This is a genomic window from Sphingopyxis sp. BSNA05, from assembly GCF_013265645.1.
Taxonomy (GTDB): domain Bacteria; phylum Pseudomonadota; class Alphaproteobacteria; order Sphingomonadales; family Sphingomonadaceae; genus Parasphingorhabdus.
Genome location: NZ_PYIA01000128.1, coordinates 23444 through 38536 on the forward strand (window position 1 = coordinate 23444; position 15093 = coordinate 38536).

Sequence of the window (15093 nt, forward strand, 5' to 3'; positions counted from 1 at the left end):
CGCCGGAGCCAAGGCAAGACCCGGCGCGCCAACGAACGCCAAGCTTCCGCCTGCCTAAATAACCTCATCCTCGTCGAGCAACTGGTTGCTGGTGATCTCGCCCTCGATCCGCTCCAGCCTTTCGCTTACCGTATCGAATATCCGCACTTCAGCGATATGGAGCAGCGCGTCGCCCTGGTTGACCACCGGCAGATTGCTGTGGCCGATGACGATGCCGTCGACCGGGGAGAGGATCGCCTCTTCGCCGTCGCCGAATATATCGCTGATCGAGGCGACGGTGTCGCCCTTGTGGACCTTGCTGCCGGATGGCGAGATCAGTCGGCAAATCCCGCCCCGGGTAGAGCGCAGCCAGACCGTGCGGGTTGTCTGGGCAGGGGGCGCGCCGCGCTTGCCTAGCCGCTTGGTGTCGATCATCTCCAGTTTCTTGAGTACCCGCAAGATGCCGTTAACCCCGGTAAGCACTGAAAATTCGTCGAAGCGCAGGGCTTCTCCGGCTTCCATGAGCAGCATGTCGACGCCGGCTTCCCGGGCCAGCGCGCGCAGCGAACCGGGGCGCAATTCCGCCTCGATGACAACCGGCGGCCCGAATTCGAGCGCCAGTTCCTTGAGAACGGGATTGCCTGAAGCAATCCGGATCTGCGGCAGATTATAACGATGTTGCGCGGCGCTATGGATGTCGATGCCCAGCGAACAGCGATCGATAACCTCGGTCGAGAAAATATTCGCCAGCTGCGATGCCAGCGAGCCTTTTTCGGTGCCCGGAAAAGACCGGTTGAGATCGCGGCGGTCGGGCAGGTAGCGGCTGTGGTTGATGAAACCGAACATGTTGACCACTGGCACGAAGATAACCGTTCCCGCCATGCGGGAGGGGTGGAGTTTCTTCATCACCCGGCGGATGATTTCGGTGCCGATGATCTCGTCGCCGTGGATCGCCGCGCTGACAAAGATGGTCGGTCCGGCGCGTTTGCCGTGAAATACCCGCACTTCCATATTGGCCTGCATGCCGGCAGAGAGATCGCTGATCGGAATGGCAATATTGCCAGTCTTCCCCGGTTCAATCGTCTGCCCCGCTATTTCAAACAGGTCATATTTGTTTCTGTTGGTCATTCAATCCCCCGATCTATCCGGCTCTATGGCGCGGGAGTTTTGTGAATCGCAAGGCAAATCATACCTACGCCGCGCCGCCGGAGGCAGGGCAGTCAAATTTGCTATTTCGTTAGGGCTGGCGCCAGCAATGCTCAGACCGCCAGCCAGCCGCCATCCACAGGAAGCGTGGCGCCGCTGATATAGGCCGCATCATTGCTGCTCAGCCAGAGCACCGTCCGCGCGATGTCCTCGACCTGACCGATTTTCGCCAGAGGAACGTCATTGATAATCGGCGGGGGCCAGCCTTCGCCCGCGGAACTGCGCAACATCGGTGTGTCGATGGGGCCGGGAGCCAGGCCGACAACGCGGATGCCATATTGTCCATTTTCGATGGCAGCCGATTTCGTCAGCGACACCAGCGCCGCTTTCGATGCCGCGTAAAATGCCGCGCCTGCATAGGCCACTCGAAAACCCTGAACCGAGGCGATATTGACGATTACGCCCGATTTGCGGGGGATCATATATTGCAGGGCGTGCTTCATGCCGAATATCGCGCCTTTGACATTCACGCCGAATACCCGATCCAGATTTTCGCTTGTCTGTTCTGCAATCGGGACCCACTCGCCGAGCATGGCTGCATTATTGACCAATATGTCGATCGCTCCGGTCTTGTCCGCGGCCTGACCGACAAGGTCGGCGACGGCCTGTTCATTTCGCACGTCGCAGTTTCGGGTCACCAGCGTGCCGGCCCCGTCCGGGTACAAGGCGCGGGTTTCGGCCAGGCCGTCGTCATTGACGTCCGCAGCGATGACGGACGCACCCGCCGCTGCATAGGCGAGCGCAATCGCCCCGCCCATCCCGCCGGCGCGCCGGTAACCACTACGGATTTTCCTTCATGGGCGAGATCAGTCATCTTCCTTCACTCCTCGAAAATGGCGTGCCGGCAGCATGCGTCCGGCGAGAAACCCGAACACCATGCCGGGGGCGATGGTGCCGCCAGGACCGCCGTAGGTCATGCCCATTGCTGAGGCCATGACATTGCCCGCAGCATAAAGCCCGTCGATGACCTTGCCATCAACGTCCAGCACCTGTGCATTGCGGTTGGTTTGCGGGCCGCCCTTGGTGCCGAGCGCGCCGCTCTTGACCTCGATGGCAAAAACGGCCCCTCGGTTATCGGTCCGAGAGTGGCGGCGGGACTGTTGCGGTGGCTCGGATCGCCCCACCAAATATCATGAGCCGCTTCGCCGCGCCCGAAATCTTCGTCGCAACCATCCTCGGCCATCCGGTTCCATTTTTCCACCGTCGTTTCGAGCGCGCCTTCCGGCAAGTCGAGATTTTTGGCCAGCCCGGCCAGCGTCTCTGCGCGCATCACCCATTGCGGCGGCATTTCGCCGGGCAGGCCGCCCATCATGCCAAAGCCATAGGCATCGATATAGCCCTTGTCGAAAATCAGCCAGCAGGGCAGGTTGGCATAATCGAAGGCCGACACGTCCTGCTCGTGGAAGGCGGCGCCAAAGGCGTTGTAGTTCGCGGCCTCATTGACGAACCGCTGGCCCTTTTTATTGACCATGATCGACCGGGGAAGCGAGCGTTGCCCGGCCACCAGAGTCACTCCTGTCGATACGATCTCGCGGGGGACTTCGTGAACGGGCATCCACCATGCTTCGCGCATATTGCCAAGCTTTGCGCCGACCCGCATGGCCATTTTCAGCCCGTCACCGGTATTGGTCTGGATGGAGACGGGATGGGTCATCGGACCGCGCAGGAATGCCCGTTTCAAATCTTCATCCCACTCGAAGCCGCCGGTTGCCAAAATGACGGAGTTTGCGAATTCATCCCGCCTCCTGCCGTCTTTCTCTACGCTCACCCCTGTCACCCGGCCATCCTGGCGGATCAGTTCGATGGCCCTGGTTCCGGTCTCGGGCTCGATTCCCCGATCCAGACATGCCCTGAGCAAGCGCCCCATCAGGGCCTGTCCGCTGCCGCGTTCATCACGGCTGGCCCTTCGATCCAGTTCCTCCTCGCTCAACGGTTCCGGCTGGGCCTGTCCAAGCGGTGAATCAAAAATCGAATAGCGGGGGTCGGGATAATAAGGCGAGGGGGTTATCCGATCGGCCCATTCCCCCAGTTCGTCGAAAGGGTAAAGCGGGCAGTCGACGGAGCGGCCTCCGTGGACCATGCCGCCCGGATGTTCGGCATGATAGTCGGGGAATTCCGGTATCGGCCGGAAAATTACCGGGCTGTTTTCCTCCAGATGCTTCATCATCGCCGGTCCCGCATCAAGAAAGGCCTCGGCCAGATCTTGCGGGATCATGTCATGGGACAGGGACATCAGATATTTCAGCGCATTTTCGCGACTGTCTTCGACGCCCAGTCCGTCTTCATGATGGTTGTTGGGAATCCACAGCATGCCACCAGACCAGGCCGTCGTACCGCCAATCTGGTCGTGTTTTCGAAACCCGAACCTCGGCGCCAGCATCATGGGCTGCAACGGCAGCAGTCAGGCCGGAGCCGCCCGTTCCCAATATTATCACACGGCTTGCCATAATCGATCCTCCGGTCGAATTTGCGATTCTATCCCTTGATCGGCGAGCCTCAACCCGGCAACCACTATCAATAGTGCCAAATCACCGGAATCCGAGCGCTGACAAACGATCGCAGGCAGGATTTGCATAGGGGCGAAAATCTGCTTATCGGTTGCGGACTTTGTCTCAGAATCTGTTGGCAAACCGCATTCTTCCGCGCTTGACACTGCAGCCAACACAAACTAAATAAAGCGCATTCGAAACCAATTTGAACCGGCAACACCCTTCGTGGTGCGCGCTGGTTTTGTGCGTTTCGGGTGTGTTTTTAACGACTTAGCGATGAGATAGGGTCCGGCGAATCGGAGCCTGTGGAGCATGGAGAAATATATTGGCACGTATTGCTGGGGTAAATATCCCCACTAACAAGCGCGTAATCATTGCGCTTACCTACATTCACGGTATCGGACGCACGGCTGCGGCTGAAATTGTTGAAAAACTGAAGATTGATCCGACCCGCCGGGTTCAGGATCTCACCGATCAGGAAATTTTGCACATTCGTGAAACGATCGACGCCGAACATACGGTCGAAGGCGATCTGCGTCGTGAAGTTGCAATGAACATCAAGCGTTTGATGGATCTGGCCTGCTATCGCGGCCTGCGTCACCGTAAGGGCCTTCCCGTTCGCGGACAGCGTACGCATACCAATGCGCGCACCCGTAAAGGCAAGCCCAAGGCGATTGCTGGCAAAAAGAAATAAGACTTGTCTTCTGGCAAGTATCTTCAAGATATTAGGTAGGAATTGATCACATGGCACGCGAACCGCAGCGCATAAAGAAAAGTGCGCGCAAAAACATTTCGGCAGGCGTAGCGCACGTCAACGCCACTTTCAACAATACGATGGTCACCATCACCGATGCCCAGGGCAACGCGATAAGCTGGTCCTCGGCCGGCATGATGGGTTTCAAGGGCTCTCGCAAGTCGACACCTTATGCCGCTCAGGTTGCAGCAGAAGACGCTGGCAAGAAAGCCGCAGACCATGGTGTGCGGACTCTCGAAGTCGAAGTGAAAGGTCCCGGCTCCGGTCGTGAATCCGCTCTTCGTGCACTTCAGGCTGTTGGTTTCACGATCACCTCGATCCGTGACGTCACGCCGATCCCGCACAATGGTGTTCGCCCATCGAAACGGCGCCGCGTCTAAAACCGCTTGCGTTTCTGGGACAGGCCGGTGGGCCGGTCCCGATTTTTAAAATTCAGAGCGGTAATGACGTCCACACCCGCTCTTTGAACCACTAGGGGAAGTCCATGACTGTCAATATGAAGAACTGGCAAGAACTGAAGAAGCCCAACGTCCTCGACATCAAGCCCGGTGCAGACCCGAAGCGCAAGGCGACATTCATCGCTGAACCTCTGGAACGCGGTTTCGGCCTGACCATGGGCAACGCGCTGCGCCGCGTGCTTCTGTCCTCGCTTCAGGGTGCGGCAGTTACCTCGATCAAGATCGAAAACGCCCTGCACGAGTTTTCCTCGCTGCCCGGCGTGCGTGAAGATGTGACCGACATTGTTCTCAACGTCAAGCAGATCGCGCTGAAAATGGAAAGCGAAGACGCCAAGCGTCTGCAGCTCTCCGCAACCGGCCCTGCCGAAGTCAAGGCGGGCGACATTGCCGTCTCCGGTGACATCGAGATCATGAACCCCGATCTGGTAATTTGCCATCTCGACGAAGGCGCTTCGCTGAACATGGAACTGACCGTCAATGTCGGCAAGGGCTATGTTCCTGCGGTTGCCAACCGTCCGGCCGACGCGCCGATCGGTCTGATCCCGATCGACTCGCTCTACTCGCCGGTCCGTCAGGTTTCCTACAAGGTGGACAATGCCCGCGTTGGTCAGGAACTCGACTTTGACAAGCTGAACCTCACCATCGAAACCGATGGCACGGTTACCCCGGAAGATGCGATTGCCTATGCCGCCCGCATCTTGCAGGACCAGCTGCAGCTTTTCGTCCATTTCGAAGAAGCGCTGGAACAGGTGTCCTCGCCAATCGGCATGGCCGCCCAGCAGAGCCAGGCAGAAAGCGATGCCAACCAGCTCAACCGCTATCTTCTCAAGAAGGTCGACGAACTGGAACTCAGCGTCCGCTCCGCCAACTGCCTCAAGAACGACAATATCATCTATATTGGCGACCTTGTGCAGAAGACCGAAGCCGAAATGCTGCGCACCCCGAACTTTGGCCGCAAGTCCTTGAACGAAATCAAGGAAGTGCTCTCCAGCATGGGTCTGCGTCTCGGCATGGATATCCCTGGCTGGCCGCCTGAAAATATCGAGGAAATGGCCAAGAAGCTGGAACAAGAGCTGCTCGGTTAATTTTCTGTCGTTCCGGCTCAGGCCGGAATGACAACAGGGGCCTGTTGGTGATGCCCCGTTAAAATCACCTGCTGCGGGGTACCTCATACGGCCCCTTAACGAACGAAGGAAATATCTATGCGTCATAGAATGAAGGGCCGCCGGATGCAGCGGACCGGTGCTCACCGTCAGGCTCTGCTGAAGAACCTCGCGGCTGCACTGATCAAGCACGAGCAGATCATGACGACTCTGCCGAAAGCCAAAGAATTGCGTCCCTATGTTGAAAAGCTGATCACGCTCGGCAAACGGGGTGGCCTGTCCAACCGTCGTCTCGCGCACGCGCGCCTGATGGACGAAACGCAGGAAAAGAAGCTTTTTGAAGTGATTGCGGACCGTTATGCGGAACGCAGCGGCGGTTACACCCGTATCGTTCGCGCCGGCTTCCGTGCTTCGGACGCCGCGCCGATGGCGATCATCGAGCTGGTTGACCGGGACGTTGACGCGAAGGGTCAGGACAGCGGTCCGGACCAGAGCGCACAGGATGAATACGAAGACGCTTAAGTCCTTCATCCGGGATACAGTTTCAATTGATATGAGAGGCCGTGAGCGATAAGCTTGCGGCCTCTTTCTTTTGCCCGGGGTGATTATGCGTAGACTGACAATTTGGACATTGGCCATGGGATTGGCCGCGACTTCTCCCGCGCTGGCCGCACAGCAAGAAAACAAGGAAAATTCCCTGACCTACCCGGACACCAGGACCGTTGACATCGTCGAAGAGCAATTTGGCGAATATATTTCCGATCCCTATCGCTGGCTGGAAAATGACGTCCGCGAGGATGTCGAGGTGGCCGACTGGGTGAAGGCACAAAATGCCGTCACCGACGCCTATCTGGAAACGCTTGACGGCCGGAAAGCCCTGGCAAAGTCGATGGAAGCATTGTTCGATTTCGACGATCTCGGCATTCCGGTCGAGGCGGGTGGCAAATATTTCTACGAACGCAAGAGCGGCGGCCAGAATCAGGCTGTGCTCTATGTCCGCGACGGAGCGGATGGCGAAGAGCGTGTGCTGATCGACCCGGCAGGTTGGTCGGACGATGGCGCGACCGCCCTGGCCGGCTGGAAACCGTCCGGCGACGGCAGCCTGCTGGTATATGCGGTGCAGGATGGCGGGTCCGACTGGCGGACGCTGAAAGTCGTCGATGTGGCAACGGGCGAGGTGAAGCCGGACACGGTGGAATGGGCGAAGTTCACCAATCTGGCTTGGCTGCCGGATAATGTCGGCTTTCTCTATTCCCGTTTTCCCGAGCCGGAAGAAGGAGCGGCCTTTCAGTCGCTGAACGCGGACCATGCCGTCTATCTGCACAGCATCGGCAAGGACCAGACCAAGGATGCAAAAGTCTATGCCACGCCCGACCAGCCCGAACTCAACCATTTTGCGGAGCTGACATCGGACAAGGAGTGGGTGGTGATCACCTCCTCCTCCGGTACCGATGACCGCTATGAAATCACATTGATCAAGGTCGATGCGCCGGAACTGGAAACGCGCAAGCTGGTCCGCGGTTTCGAACATGACTGGCGGCTGATCGACGGCGTTGGCGATACGCTCTATTTCGTGACCAACAAGGATGCGCCGCGTCTGCGCGTGGTGAAAGCCAGCCTGACCGATGACGAACCGGAATTCACCGAGCTGGTCGCCGAAAGCGATGCGGTCGTGGACGGGGCGATGATCGTCAACGACCGTCTCGTTGTCAGCTATCTGGTCGATGCCAAGAGCAGGCTTTCGGTTTTCGACCTTGATGGCGAAGCGCTCGGCTCGCTTGATTTGCCCGGACCGGGGCAGGTGACTGGCCTCAGCGGTTCGATGAAGAGTGATGAAGGCTTCTTCACTTTCGGGAGCTTCAACCGGCCGACCACCGTTTTCCGCTATGAGCCGTCATCCGCTCCGACCATCTGGGCGGAACCGTCGCTGCCATTTGATCCCGCATCGGTGGAAGTGACGCAGCGCTTTTACGCAAGCAAAGACGGCACCAAAATCCCGATGTTTCTGGTGCATATGAAGGGGCAGGATCTGTCAAAGGGCGCGCCGACTTTGCTTTATGGCTATGGCGGGTTCAATATTTCGGTCTTGCCGCAATATAAGCCGGCCTGGATGGCGTGGATCAAGGCGGGCGGCGTGTTCGCCTCGGCCAATCTGCGCGGCGGCGGCGAATATGGCAAGGAATGGCACGATGGCGGCCGGCTGCAGAACAAACAGAATGTCTTTGATGATTTTATCGCCGCCGGAGAATATCTGATCGGCGAAGGCATTACGCCCGAAGACGGTCTGGCGATCGAAGGCCGCTCCAATGGCGGCTTGCTGGTCGGCGCCGTCATGAACCAGCGGCCCGATCTGTTCACCGCCGGTCATGCCGCGGTCGGCGTTATGGACATGCTCCGCTTTGACCGGTTCACTGCCGGACGCTATTGGGTTGATGATTATGGCTATCCGGACAAGGAACAGGATTTCAAAACCCTGCTTACCTATTCACCCTATCGCAATATCAGAAACGGGGTCGATTACCCGGCGCTGATCGTCTCGACCGCTGATACCGATGACCGCGTCGTACCCGGCCATAGTTTCAAATATACAGCGCGGCTTCAGGCTCTGGAAACAGGAGATGCTCCGCATTTGATCCGGATCGAGACCCGGGCCGGCCACGGCAGCGGCAAGCCGACCGACAAGGTGATCGAGGAATATTCGGATATTTACGCGTTTCTCGCGCACGCGATCGGGCTTGATCTGACAAAATAGGCTGCGACTGGCGCACGAATTTCGGTTTGAAAGCAGGGGCTCGGTCATTTGGCAGGGCTGCATGGCGCGTTTTTCCGCTATGTGCTCTCAAGCCCGCAGCGCATGAGTCAGATCGGCTTTCTGCTCTTCGTCATGGCAACCTGGTGGATGGCGTGGCGGGGTGTTCGTAGGGTCAACATTTTACCGGTAAACTGGTTAAGTTGAAGCGCCGCCAGTGGGCGCTGTTAGGAGACCAGAGGTTCTGGAGTTGAGTGGGTAGCAGATTTTGAGCGTTGCTCAAGCCGATGCCTGCGTGTTCCCGAAAGCGGACGTTAGCCTGCGTTTCAAAGAACTATCACAATGGGTGTAGAGGCGGACTTTGCAGCAAATCAATTTCAGGAGACGAAGCGAGCAATCTCTTTCAGACATTGGCCTTCGTCATTCACGGGCGACAAACAAGTCTTCCATTCCTGGGAAGAAAGCGTGACAGAGGTTGACTTGCACCTCCCGACAAAACCGACTGAGGGCAGCACACAGCGCCCCAATAGCGGGCTGTCGCTCTGACCCATCTCAGCCTTCATACTTCCGATGAACGTGTCTCCGTCCGCATATTGAATTATCCCTTCACCACCGTCAGCGGTTGGACCGTCGTATCTGACAACGCTGTGATAATAATCTCCGTCGATGCGCCGCCGCGTCATTACAGTGCCAAAGCCAATGAACTGGCGACTTTCAAATCGACCGCCGACCATTTCAGTCGAGTCTTCGCCCTCGGCCACTCTGCGATGCCGTGTAGCCACTCCCTGCCGCATGGTACCTTTAACAAATGAACCTTGCTCCTTCTCCGACTCAACACCGCCATCGTTGTAGGTCTTGGTGTTGACACGTTCACCGTCTCCGGAGAATTTCCCATTTTCCCAACCACCAGAGTAAGTCGTGGTTGCTCCCTTGAAACTGCCGTCCAGAAATTCGCTCTCTTCACGTCCGTGCCGTAGCCCTCACGCGCGCCGTCAACCCATGTGCCCTTACTGACTTTCCGATGGATAACATTTGAATATCTGTTTGTTTGCGTCCAGACGCCCTCGCCATTGAGTTTACCGCCTGAAAGCGTTCCTCTGAATTCTATGGTCGCTCCGCTGGCGGCTGCTGGCGTTTCGTCCGTCCAATCTATTTTACCGGGACCGTTAGCCCGGCCATTTACGCAAGCCCCATCCCAAGCGAGAGTACCAACTGGGTCTGAGCCAGTCCCCGCCCACCAAATTTCGCAATCGGTGTTTGCGGCCGAAAACCAGCTTCCAATTAGCCTGCCGCGATCCCAGAGGCCTTCAACAATTTTGCCATCTTGTCCCGTATAGCGTCCAATTCCGTCACGATATCCTTCGTTCCAGTTTCCAGAGTAGGCCTCGCCCCAGCTTGCTTGACGCGTTCCAAAGCCGTGATATTCGCCATCCTTGAGCGAACCGCTATATTTCGCGCCAGAGCTGTAAGTTATCTCAACTTCACCCTGAGGAATGCCCCCGTCAAAATGCCCCTCAATGGTTGCAAAAATTCCGTCCTCGTAGGTGGCGATGCCTTTGCCCTCAGCCTGACCGAGAAAACAAGGTCCAGTCCATTCTGCCCAGCCTTCTTCGGTCATGCAATTGCCCAGCGCAGGAACTACATCTGGAGCAGCACTTCCACAGCCAGCTATGAGCAACGCAGGTGCGATGACTGGGGCGTGCCGGTGCCAAAATTTCAAGTCAACCCTCCCTAGACAACCAGAGACTAGTGCAACAGTTCAATTGTCACTGCGAAATATATCGCACGGGATCGCTGTGTCCGCAACTGGATCGAAAGGGGTTTTGATTTTCCGAGATATCATTTTGCACCGGGGCGGTTGGGCCTCGCGGGGGCGGCACTCGATGCTTCTTATTCGCACCAGCCCGAAGAACGATTTCCAGTGCTTTATATCCTTTTGTCCTTCACTCTAGTAGCTCCTGTCCCGCTACATACGGGAAAGAGCCATATATTGCTCGCATTTCTCCCATGCGTTCATAAAAATAGCCTTTAACATGAACAAATCCTGTCAGGCCAGTTCAGCCTTCACTCAAGCCGACTCCCCTAAAAGGGCTTTGCAAGCTCGGGAAAAGGTTTCGGGCAGTGTGAAAGGAAAGTGGACATGAACAAGTTGAACAAGGCTCTTGTCGGAACCGCTGCTGCTGCTGCAATGGCCGTTTCTGCTACCCCCGCAATGGCAAAGGATGGCCGCAATGGCGGACCGAGCGCTGGCGAAGTAATCGCCGGTGTGGCGATCATCGGCGCAATTGCCGCGATTGCCAGTTCGAACAGCAAGGACCGGGGATATCATGATGCCGATTATCGCGGTGACCGTTACCGCAATGACCGATATGCCAATAATCGCTATCGCCAGATCGATCAGCGGAGCGCGGTAAACCGCTGCGTTCGGGCCGCTGAACAGGGTGCCACCTATCGTGGCCGGGCGTCGGTTACCGACATCCGCGATATCGACCGGACCCGCAACGGTTACCGGATCAAGGGCAATATCCTGGTCGAACAGAATCGCGGCCGGTACAACCGGAACAGCTATTCCGACAAAGGCAAGTTCACTTGCTATGTCGATGGCAACCGGGTGAGCGACGTGCAATTCAGCGGGCTCAAATATGCCCGCCGCTAGAAGCGCTCTGCATTTCCAGAGGTAAAATGATGGTTCAGCCTGGTGACAGGCTGGGCCATCTATATATGATGGCATGGCAGGTCTCCGGGTGCGGGACCGGCACTCAACGGGGTGATGACATGACCAAAATGACCAGATTTTCCGCCATTGCAGCCTCCACTGCTATGATTTTTACCGGGTTCTCGCCAGCCATGGCTGCGCCGATGCCCGGCGCTGTTGCCATTGCAACGCCGATCGACAGCAGCGCGCTCGGCTGGAGCGCCGAAAATGACACGGTGGAAGGATGGCGCAGCTATCGCGGCTATCGTGGCTATCGCGGCCATCGTCGTCATCGCGGCGGGATTGACGGTGGTGATGTCCTGGCCGGTATATTGGTGATCGGCGGGATTGCCGCGATTGCCAGCGCGGCTTCCAAGAACAACCGCGACCGGCGCTATGAAGATCGTGACTATCGCGACGATGCCCCGCGCTACGACGACCGGCGTTCGAACAATGGATATTATAGCAGCACCGGCGACATGGACCTGGCGATCAATGTCTGTTCCGATGCAGCGGAAAGACAAGCGGGCCGTGATGCGCGGGTGTCGACAATCCAGTCGGTGTCGCGTGATGGAGCCGGCTGGCGGGTTGAAGGTTCATTGTCGAACAGCGACCAGCGCTCGTTCCTGTGCGGAGCCAGCCAGGGGCGCGTCGACTTCGTACAGCTCGGAAACGGCGATCTCGCTTTTGCGAACTAGTCCTCGATTTTAAACGGCCGTCCTGCCAAATTCCTGGCGGGTGACCGGGTGCGAAGCGCTTAGTCCGCCGTCGACCGCAATCGCCTGTCCATTGACATAGGATGACCGGTCGGAGGCCAGAAAAAGTGCCACTTCCGCCATCTCCGAAGGCGCAGCGCCGCGGCGTAGCGGATTGAGATAGCCTAGCCGGTCTTCCTTGCCTTTTCGCGGGCCTTGTCGTAGATGAACTGGGTCATGCCGGTTTCGGTAATGCCGGGACAAATGGCGTTGCAGCGGACATTGGATGTCGCGAATTGCTGTGAGGCGACTTTTACCAGATTGATAACGCCGGCCTTGGAAGCGGAATAGGCCGGACCACCGGCGCCCGACCGGATGCCGGCGACGCTGGCGGTGCAGATGATGGAGCCGCCGTGCTTGCTTTCTGCGATCACCTTACCGGCATATTTGCAGGCAAGAAATGGCCCGATCAGATTGACGCGGAGCACTTCCTGCCATTCGGCAACGCTGCTGTCGAAAATCCCTTCAAAGCCGCCACCGATACCGGCGTTGGCGAAAAAGACATGCAGGTCGCCAAAGCGCTGTTCAGCGGCTTCCACCAGCATTTCGACATCGCCTTCCGATCCGGCATCGGCCTTGATCGCGATGATATTGCCTTCGGAGCCCTTGGCGGTGTCTTCCACCGCATCGGTGACATCGCTGGCGATGACCTTGGCGCCATGTTCGGCAAAGAGCAGGGCAGAGGCCCGTCCGATGCCGCTACCGGCACCCGTGATGATCGCAACTTTGCCTTTGAGGTCCATTTTATGCTCCTGCGCGTTTTGCGACTTCCCATCCGGCTTGTGCCAAGGGTGTCACCCGGTCCGACATTTCGGCCGCGGCGGCGCTATTGGCGGTGCCATCGGCAACCCGCTTCTGAATGCCTTGCAGAATAGCAGCAATCCGGAACAAATTATAGGCCAGATACCAGTCCATCGGCGGCAGTTCGGCCATGCCCGATTTTTCGCAGTAGCGCGCAATAGCTTCTTCGCGGGAAGGGATGCCGAGGGCGGCCAGATCGATACCTTTGAGACCGCTGCGGCCTTCCGGCTCCATCTCATAGGCCATCAGCCAATAGGCGAAATCGGCAATCGGATCTCCGAGGGTTGAAAGCTCCCAGTCGAGAACCGCGATGACCTTGGGCTCGTCATGGGCAAAAATCATATTGTCGAGCCGGTAATCGCCATGGACGATGCCAAAGCCTTTCTGTTCCGGGATGGTTCTGGACAGCCACTCGATCAACTTGTCCATTTCCGGAATTTCCTGCAGCTCGGACAGGCGATATTGCTGGGTCCAGCGCGAAATCTGGCGCTCGCAATAATTGCCGGGTTTGCCGTGCTTTTCCAGGCCCAGTTCGGTCGGGTCATAGCTGTGCAGCTTGGCCAGCGTATCGATCATTTCGTGATAGATGGCCGTGCGTTCGGCGGGATCGCTGTCCGGCAAAGTGCCGTCCCACAGCGTCCGGCCGTCTGCCATGCCCATGATGTAGAACATCGTGCCGAGCACGCTGTCATCTTCGCACAGACCATAAGGTTTGGCGACCGGGAAGCCGGCTGGATAGAGACCCGCAATCACCCGGAATTCGCGGTCCACCGCATGGGCCGAGGGCAGGAGCTTGCCGAACGGCTTCTTGCGCAAGACATAGGAGGTTGTCGGCGTGTCTATCTTGTAGGTCGGATTGGACTGGCCGCCCTTGAACTTGGTCAGGGTCAGCGGACCGGCATAGCCTTCAACATTGGCTTCCATCCAGCGGGCCAGGCTCGCTTCGTCCAGTTTGTCCTTCTCGGGCACTTCCATTGTGCCAGTCATGTCTTCCTGTGGATTCATGGAAGTTCCTCTTTTAGCTAAAGACGATCACGGACCGTGCCGCATCGCCTTTTTTCATTTTGTCAAAACCGTCGTTGATTTGCTCTAGCGGAATGGTTTCGGCGACAATGCTATCCAAATCGAGCATTCCGCGCAGGTAGAAATCCACCAGCCGCGGGATGTCCACGGGGAAGCGGTTCTCGCCCATCAGCACGCCCTGCAATTTCTTGCCGGACAGCAGATCCATCGCGCTCAGGCCGACCTTATGGTCAAGCGGCATCATGCCGAGAATGGTCGCGGTGCCGCCGCGTTTCAGCGAACCGACCGCGAGATCGCCCGAGGCCGGACGACCGACCGCTTCGATCGCGTGATCGACGCCGCCCTTGGTCATTTCGACAATCTGTCCGGCGGCATCGTCGGCCATCGCGTCGACCACGTCGGTCGCGCCCAGCTTGACCGCCAGATCGCGCTTTTCCTTGATCGGATCGGCGGCAATGATCCGGCCCGCGCCAGCAATTTTCGCGGCGTTGATGGTGGCAAGGCCAACCCCGCCGCAACCGACGACCGCCACGGTTTCGCCTGGCGTGACCTTACACGCATTGAAGATCGTGCCCGCGCCGGTGGTTACCGCGCAGCCAATGACGGCAGCACGGTCCAGCGGCATGTCGGGATCGATCCGCACGCAGGCATGTTCGTGGATCAGCATCTGCTCGGCAAAGGCCGAAAGATTGAGCATCTGGCCCACGGTCGAGCCATCGGGCCGGGTGATCCGCGGTGCTTCATCCGGACCCCGCCGTGTGTCCGCGCCGAGACACAGGGACATGCGGCCGGTCACGCAAAACTCGCAATGACCGCAATAGGCGGAGAGGCAGGACACCACGGCATCGCCGACGGCGACGGTGCGAACTTCGCTGCCGATCGCCTCGACAATGCCCGCTGCCTCATGGCCCGGGATAGCGGGCAGGGGATGCGGATAGGCGCCGTCGATAAAATGCAGATCCGAATGGCAAAGCCCGCAGGCCGCCGTCCGGATCAGCACTTCATGCGGTCCCGGTTTGGAAATTACGACATCCTCTATGACGAGCGGTTTGCCCGCTTCGACCAGTACTGCTGCCTTCAT

The 15093-nt window shown here is 58.0% G+C and carries 14 protein-coding genes and 1 pseudogene; 7 read left to right on the top strand and 8 right to left on the bottom strand.

Annotation, left to right across the window (positions count from 1 at the left end):
• Positions 1-54: 54 nt before the first annotated feature.
• From C8024_RS15135 to C8024_RS15145, 4 genes are all read right to left on the bottom strand, one after another.
• Positions 55-1107, bottom strand: a complete 1053-nt coding sequence (locus tag C8024_RS15135; RefSeq protein ID WP_173206653.1) for a succinylglutamate desuccinylase/aspartoacylase family protein — start codon at positions 1105-1107, stop codon at positions 55-57.
• A gap of 131 nt (positions 1108-1238) precedes the next feature.
• Complete coding sequence (locus C8024_RS15140; protein WP_173206656.1) at positions 1239-1943, bottom strand: SDR family NAD(P)-dependent oxidoreductase; 705 nt, start codon at positions 1941-1943, stop codon at positions 1239-1241.
• 48 nt (positions 1944-1991) lie between these two features.
• Entirely contained in the window at positions 1992-2174 is a 183-nt protein-coding gene (locus tag C8024_RS23615; RefSeq protein ID WP_367947376.1) for an FAD-binding protein, read from the bottom strand.
• On the bottom strand, positions 2099-3496 hold the full coding sequence (locus C8024_RS15145; RefSeq protein WP_367947377.1) for an FAD-binding protein: 1398 nt from the start codon (positions 3494-3496) through the stop codon (positions 2099-2101). The genes C8024_RS23615 and C8024_RS15145 overlap by 76 nt, the downstream gene beginning before the upstream one ends.
• Positions 3497-3999: 503 nt before the next feature.
• Here C8024_RS15145 and rpsM point away from each other — a divergent pair.
• From rpsM to C8024_RS15170, 5 genes are all read left to right on the top strand, one after another.
• Entirely contained in the window at positions 4000-4368 is a 369-nt protein-coding gene (gene rpsM, locus C8024_RS15150) for a 30S ribosomal protein S13 (RefSeq protein WP_089132899.1), read from the top strand.
• 50 nt (positions 4369-4418) lie between these two features.
• On the top strand, positions 4419-4808 hold the full coding sequence (gene rpsK / locus C8024_RS15155; RefSeq protein WP_067198370.1) for a 30S ribosomal protein S11: 390 nt from the start codon (positions 4419-4421) through the stop codon (positions 4806-4808).
• A gap of 104 nt (positions 4809-4912) precedes the next feature.
• Positions 4913-5971 carry a DNA-directed RNA polymerase subunit alpha gene (locus tag C8024_RS15160; protein ID WP_100092372.1) on the top strand — a complete coding sequence of 353 codons (1059 nt, stop codon included), beginning with the start codon at positions 4913-4915 and terminating at the stop codon, positions 5969-5971.
• Between the two features lie 117 nt (positions 5972-6088).
• On the top strand, positions 6089-6511 hold the full coding sequence (gene rplQ, locus C8024_RS15165; protein ID WP_100092371.1) for a 50S ribosomal protein L17: 423 nt from the start codon (positions 6089-6091) through the stop codon (positions 6509-6511).
• Between the two features lie 85 nt (positions 6512-6596).
• Entirely contained in the window at positions 6597-8741 is a 2145-nt protein-coding gene (locus tag C8024_RS15170) for a prolyl oligopeptidase family protein (RefSeq protein WP_254305987.1), read from the top strand.
• Between the two features lie 679 nt (positions 8742-9420).
• On the opposite strand, the gene C8024_RS15175 is transcribed toward C8024_RS15170, so the two are convergent.
• A complete protein-coding gene (locus C8024_RS15175) occupies positions 9421-10356 on the bottom strand; it encodes a hypothetical protein (protein ID WP_173206659.1) in 936 nt (311 codons plus the stop codon).
• Between the two features lie 522 nt (positions 10357-10878).
• Here C8024_RS15175 and C8024_RS15180 point away from each other — a divergent pair.
• Positions 10879-11394 (top strand): hypothetical protein, encoded by a 516-nt coding sequence (locus tag C8024_RS15180; RefSeq protein ID WP_173206662.1) that lies wholly within the window; start codon positions 10879-10881, stop codon positions 11392-11394.
• Between the two features lie 128 nt (positions 11395-11522).
• Complete coding sequence (locus tag C8024_RS15185; protein WP_173206664.1) at positions 11523-12131, top strand: hypothetical protein; 609 nt, start codon at positions 11523-11525, stop codon at positions 12129-12131.
• 9 nt (positions 12132-12140) lie between these two features.
• On the opposite strand, the pseudogene C8024_RS15190 reads toward C8024_RS15185, so the two are convergent.
• The 3 genes and pseudogenes from C8024_RS15190 to C8024_RS15200 form a co-directional block, all read right to left on the bottom strand.
• Positions 12141-12931 (bottom strand): annotated as a pseudogene (locus tag C8024_RS15190) (SDR family NAD(P)-dependent oxidoreductase).
• 1 nt (position 12932) lies between these two features.
• The gene (locus C8024_RS15195) at positions 12933-13994 is read right to left on the bottom strand and encodes a phosphotransferase family protein (protein ID WP_254305988.1); all 1062 of its coding nucleotides are present in this window, start codon (positions 13992-13994) and stop codon (positions 12933-12935) included.
• A gap of 13 nt (positions 13995-14007) precedes the next feature.
• Positions 14008-15093: a Zn-dependent alcohol dehydrogenase gene (locus tag C8024_RS15200; RefSeq protein ID WP_173206667.1), complete on the bottom strand. Its 1086-nt coding sequence runs from the start codon at positions 15091-15093 to the stop codon at positions 14008-14010.

Bases quoted from the DNA above. Each gene is read 5' to 3' on its own strand.
- C8024_RS15135 (WP_173206653.1), bottom strand. From the start codon at position 1,107: ATGACCAACAGAAACAAATATGACCTGTTTGAAATAGCGGGGCAGACG.
- C8024_RS15140 (WP_173206656.1), bottom strand. From the start codon at position 1,943: ATGGGCGGGGCGATTGCGCTCGCCTATGCAGCGGCGGGTGCGTCCGTC.
- C8024_RS15145 (WP_367947377.1), bottom strand. From the start codon at position 3,496: ATGCTGTGGATTCCCAACAACCATCATGAAGACGGACTGGGCGTCGAA.
- rpsK (WP_067198370.1), top strand. From the start codon at position 4,419: ATGGCACGCGAACCGCAGCGCATAAAGAAAAGTGCGCGCAAAAACATT.
- C8024_RS15160 (WP_100092372.1), top strand. From the start codon at position 4,913: ATGACTGTCAATATGAAGAACTGGCAAGAACTGAAGAAGCCCAACGTC.
- rplQ (WP_100092371.1), top strand. From the start codon at position 6,089: ATGCGTCATAGAATGAAGGGCCGCCGGATGCAGCGGACCGGTGCTCAC.
- C8024_RS15170 (WP_254305987.1), top strand. From the start codon at position 6,597: ATGCGTAGACTGACAATTTGGACATTGGCCATGGGATTGGCCGCGACT.
- C8024_RS15175 (WP_173206659.1), bottom strand. From the start codon at position 10,356: ATGACCGAAGAAGGCTGGGCAGAATGGACTGGACCTTGTTTTCTCGGT.
- C8024_RS15180 (WP_173206662.1), top strand. From the start codon at position 10,879: ATGAACAAGTTGAACAAGGCTCTTGTCGGAACCGCTGCTGCTGCTGCA.
- C8024_RS15185 (WP_173206664.1), top strand. From the start codon at position 11,523: ATGACCAGATTTTCCGCCATTGCAGCCTCCACTGCTATGATTTTTACC.
- C8024_RS15195 (WP_254305988.1), bottom strand. From the start codon at position 13,994: ATGAATCCACAGGAAGACATGACTGGCACAATGGAAGTGCCCGAGAAG.
- C8024_RS15200 (WP_173206667.1), bottom strand. From the start codon at position 15,093: ATGAAGGCAGCAGTACTGGTCGAAGCGGGCAAACCGCTCGTCATAGAG.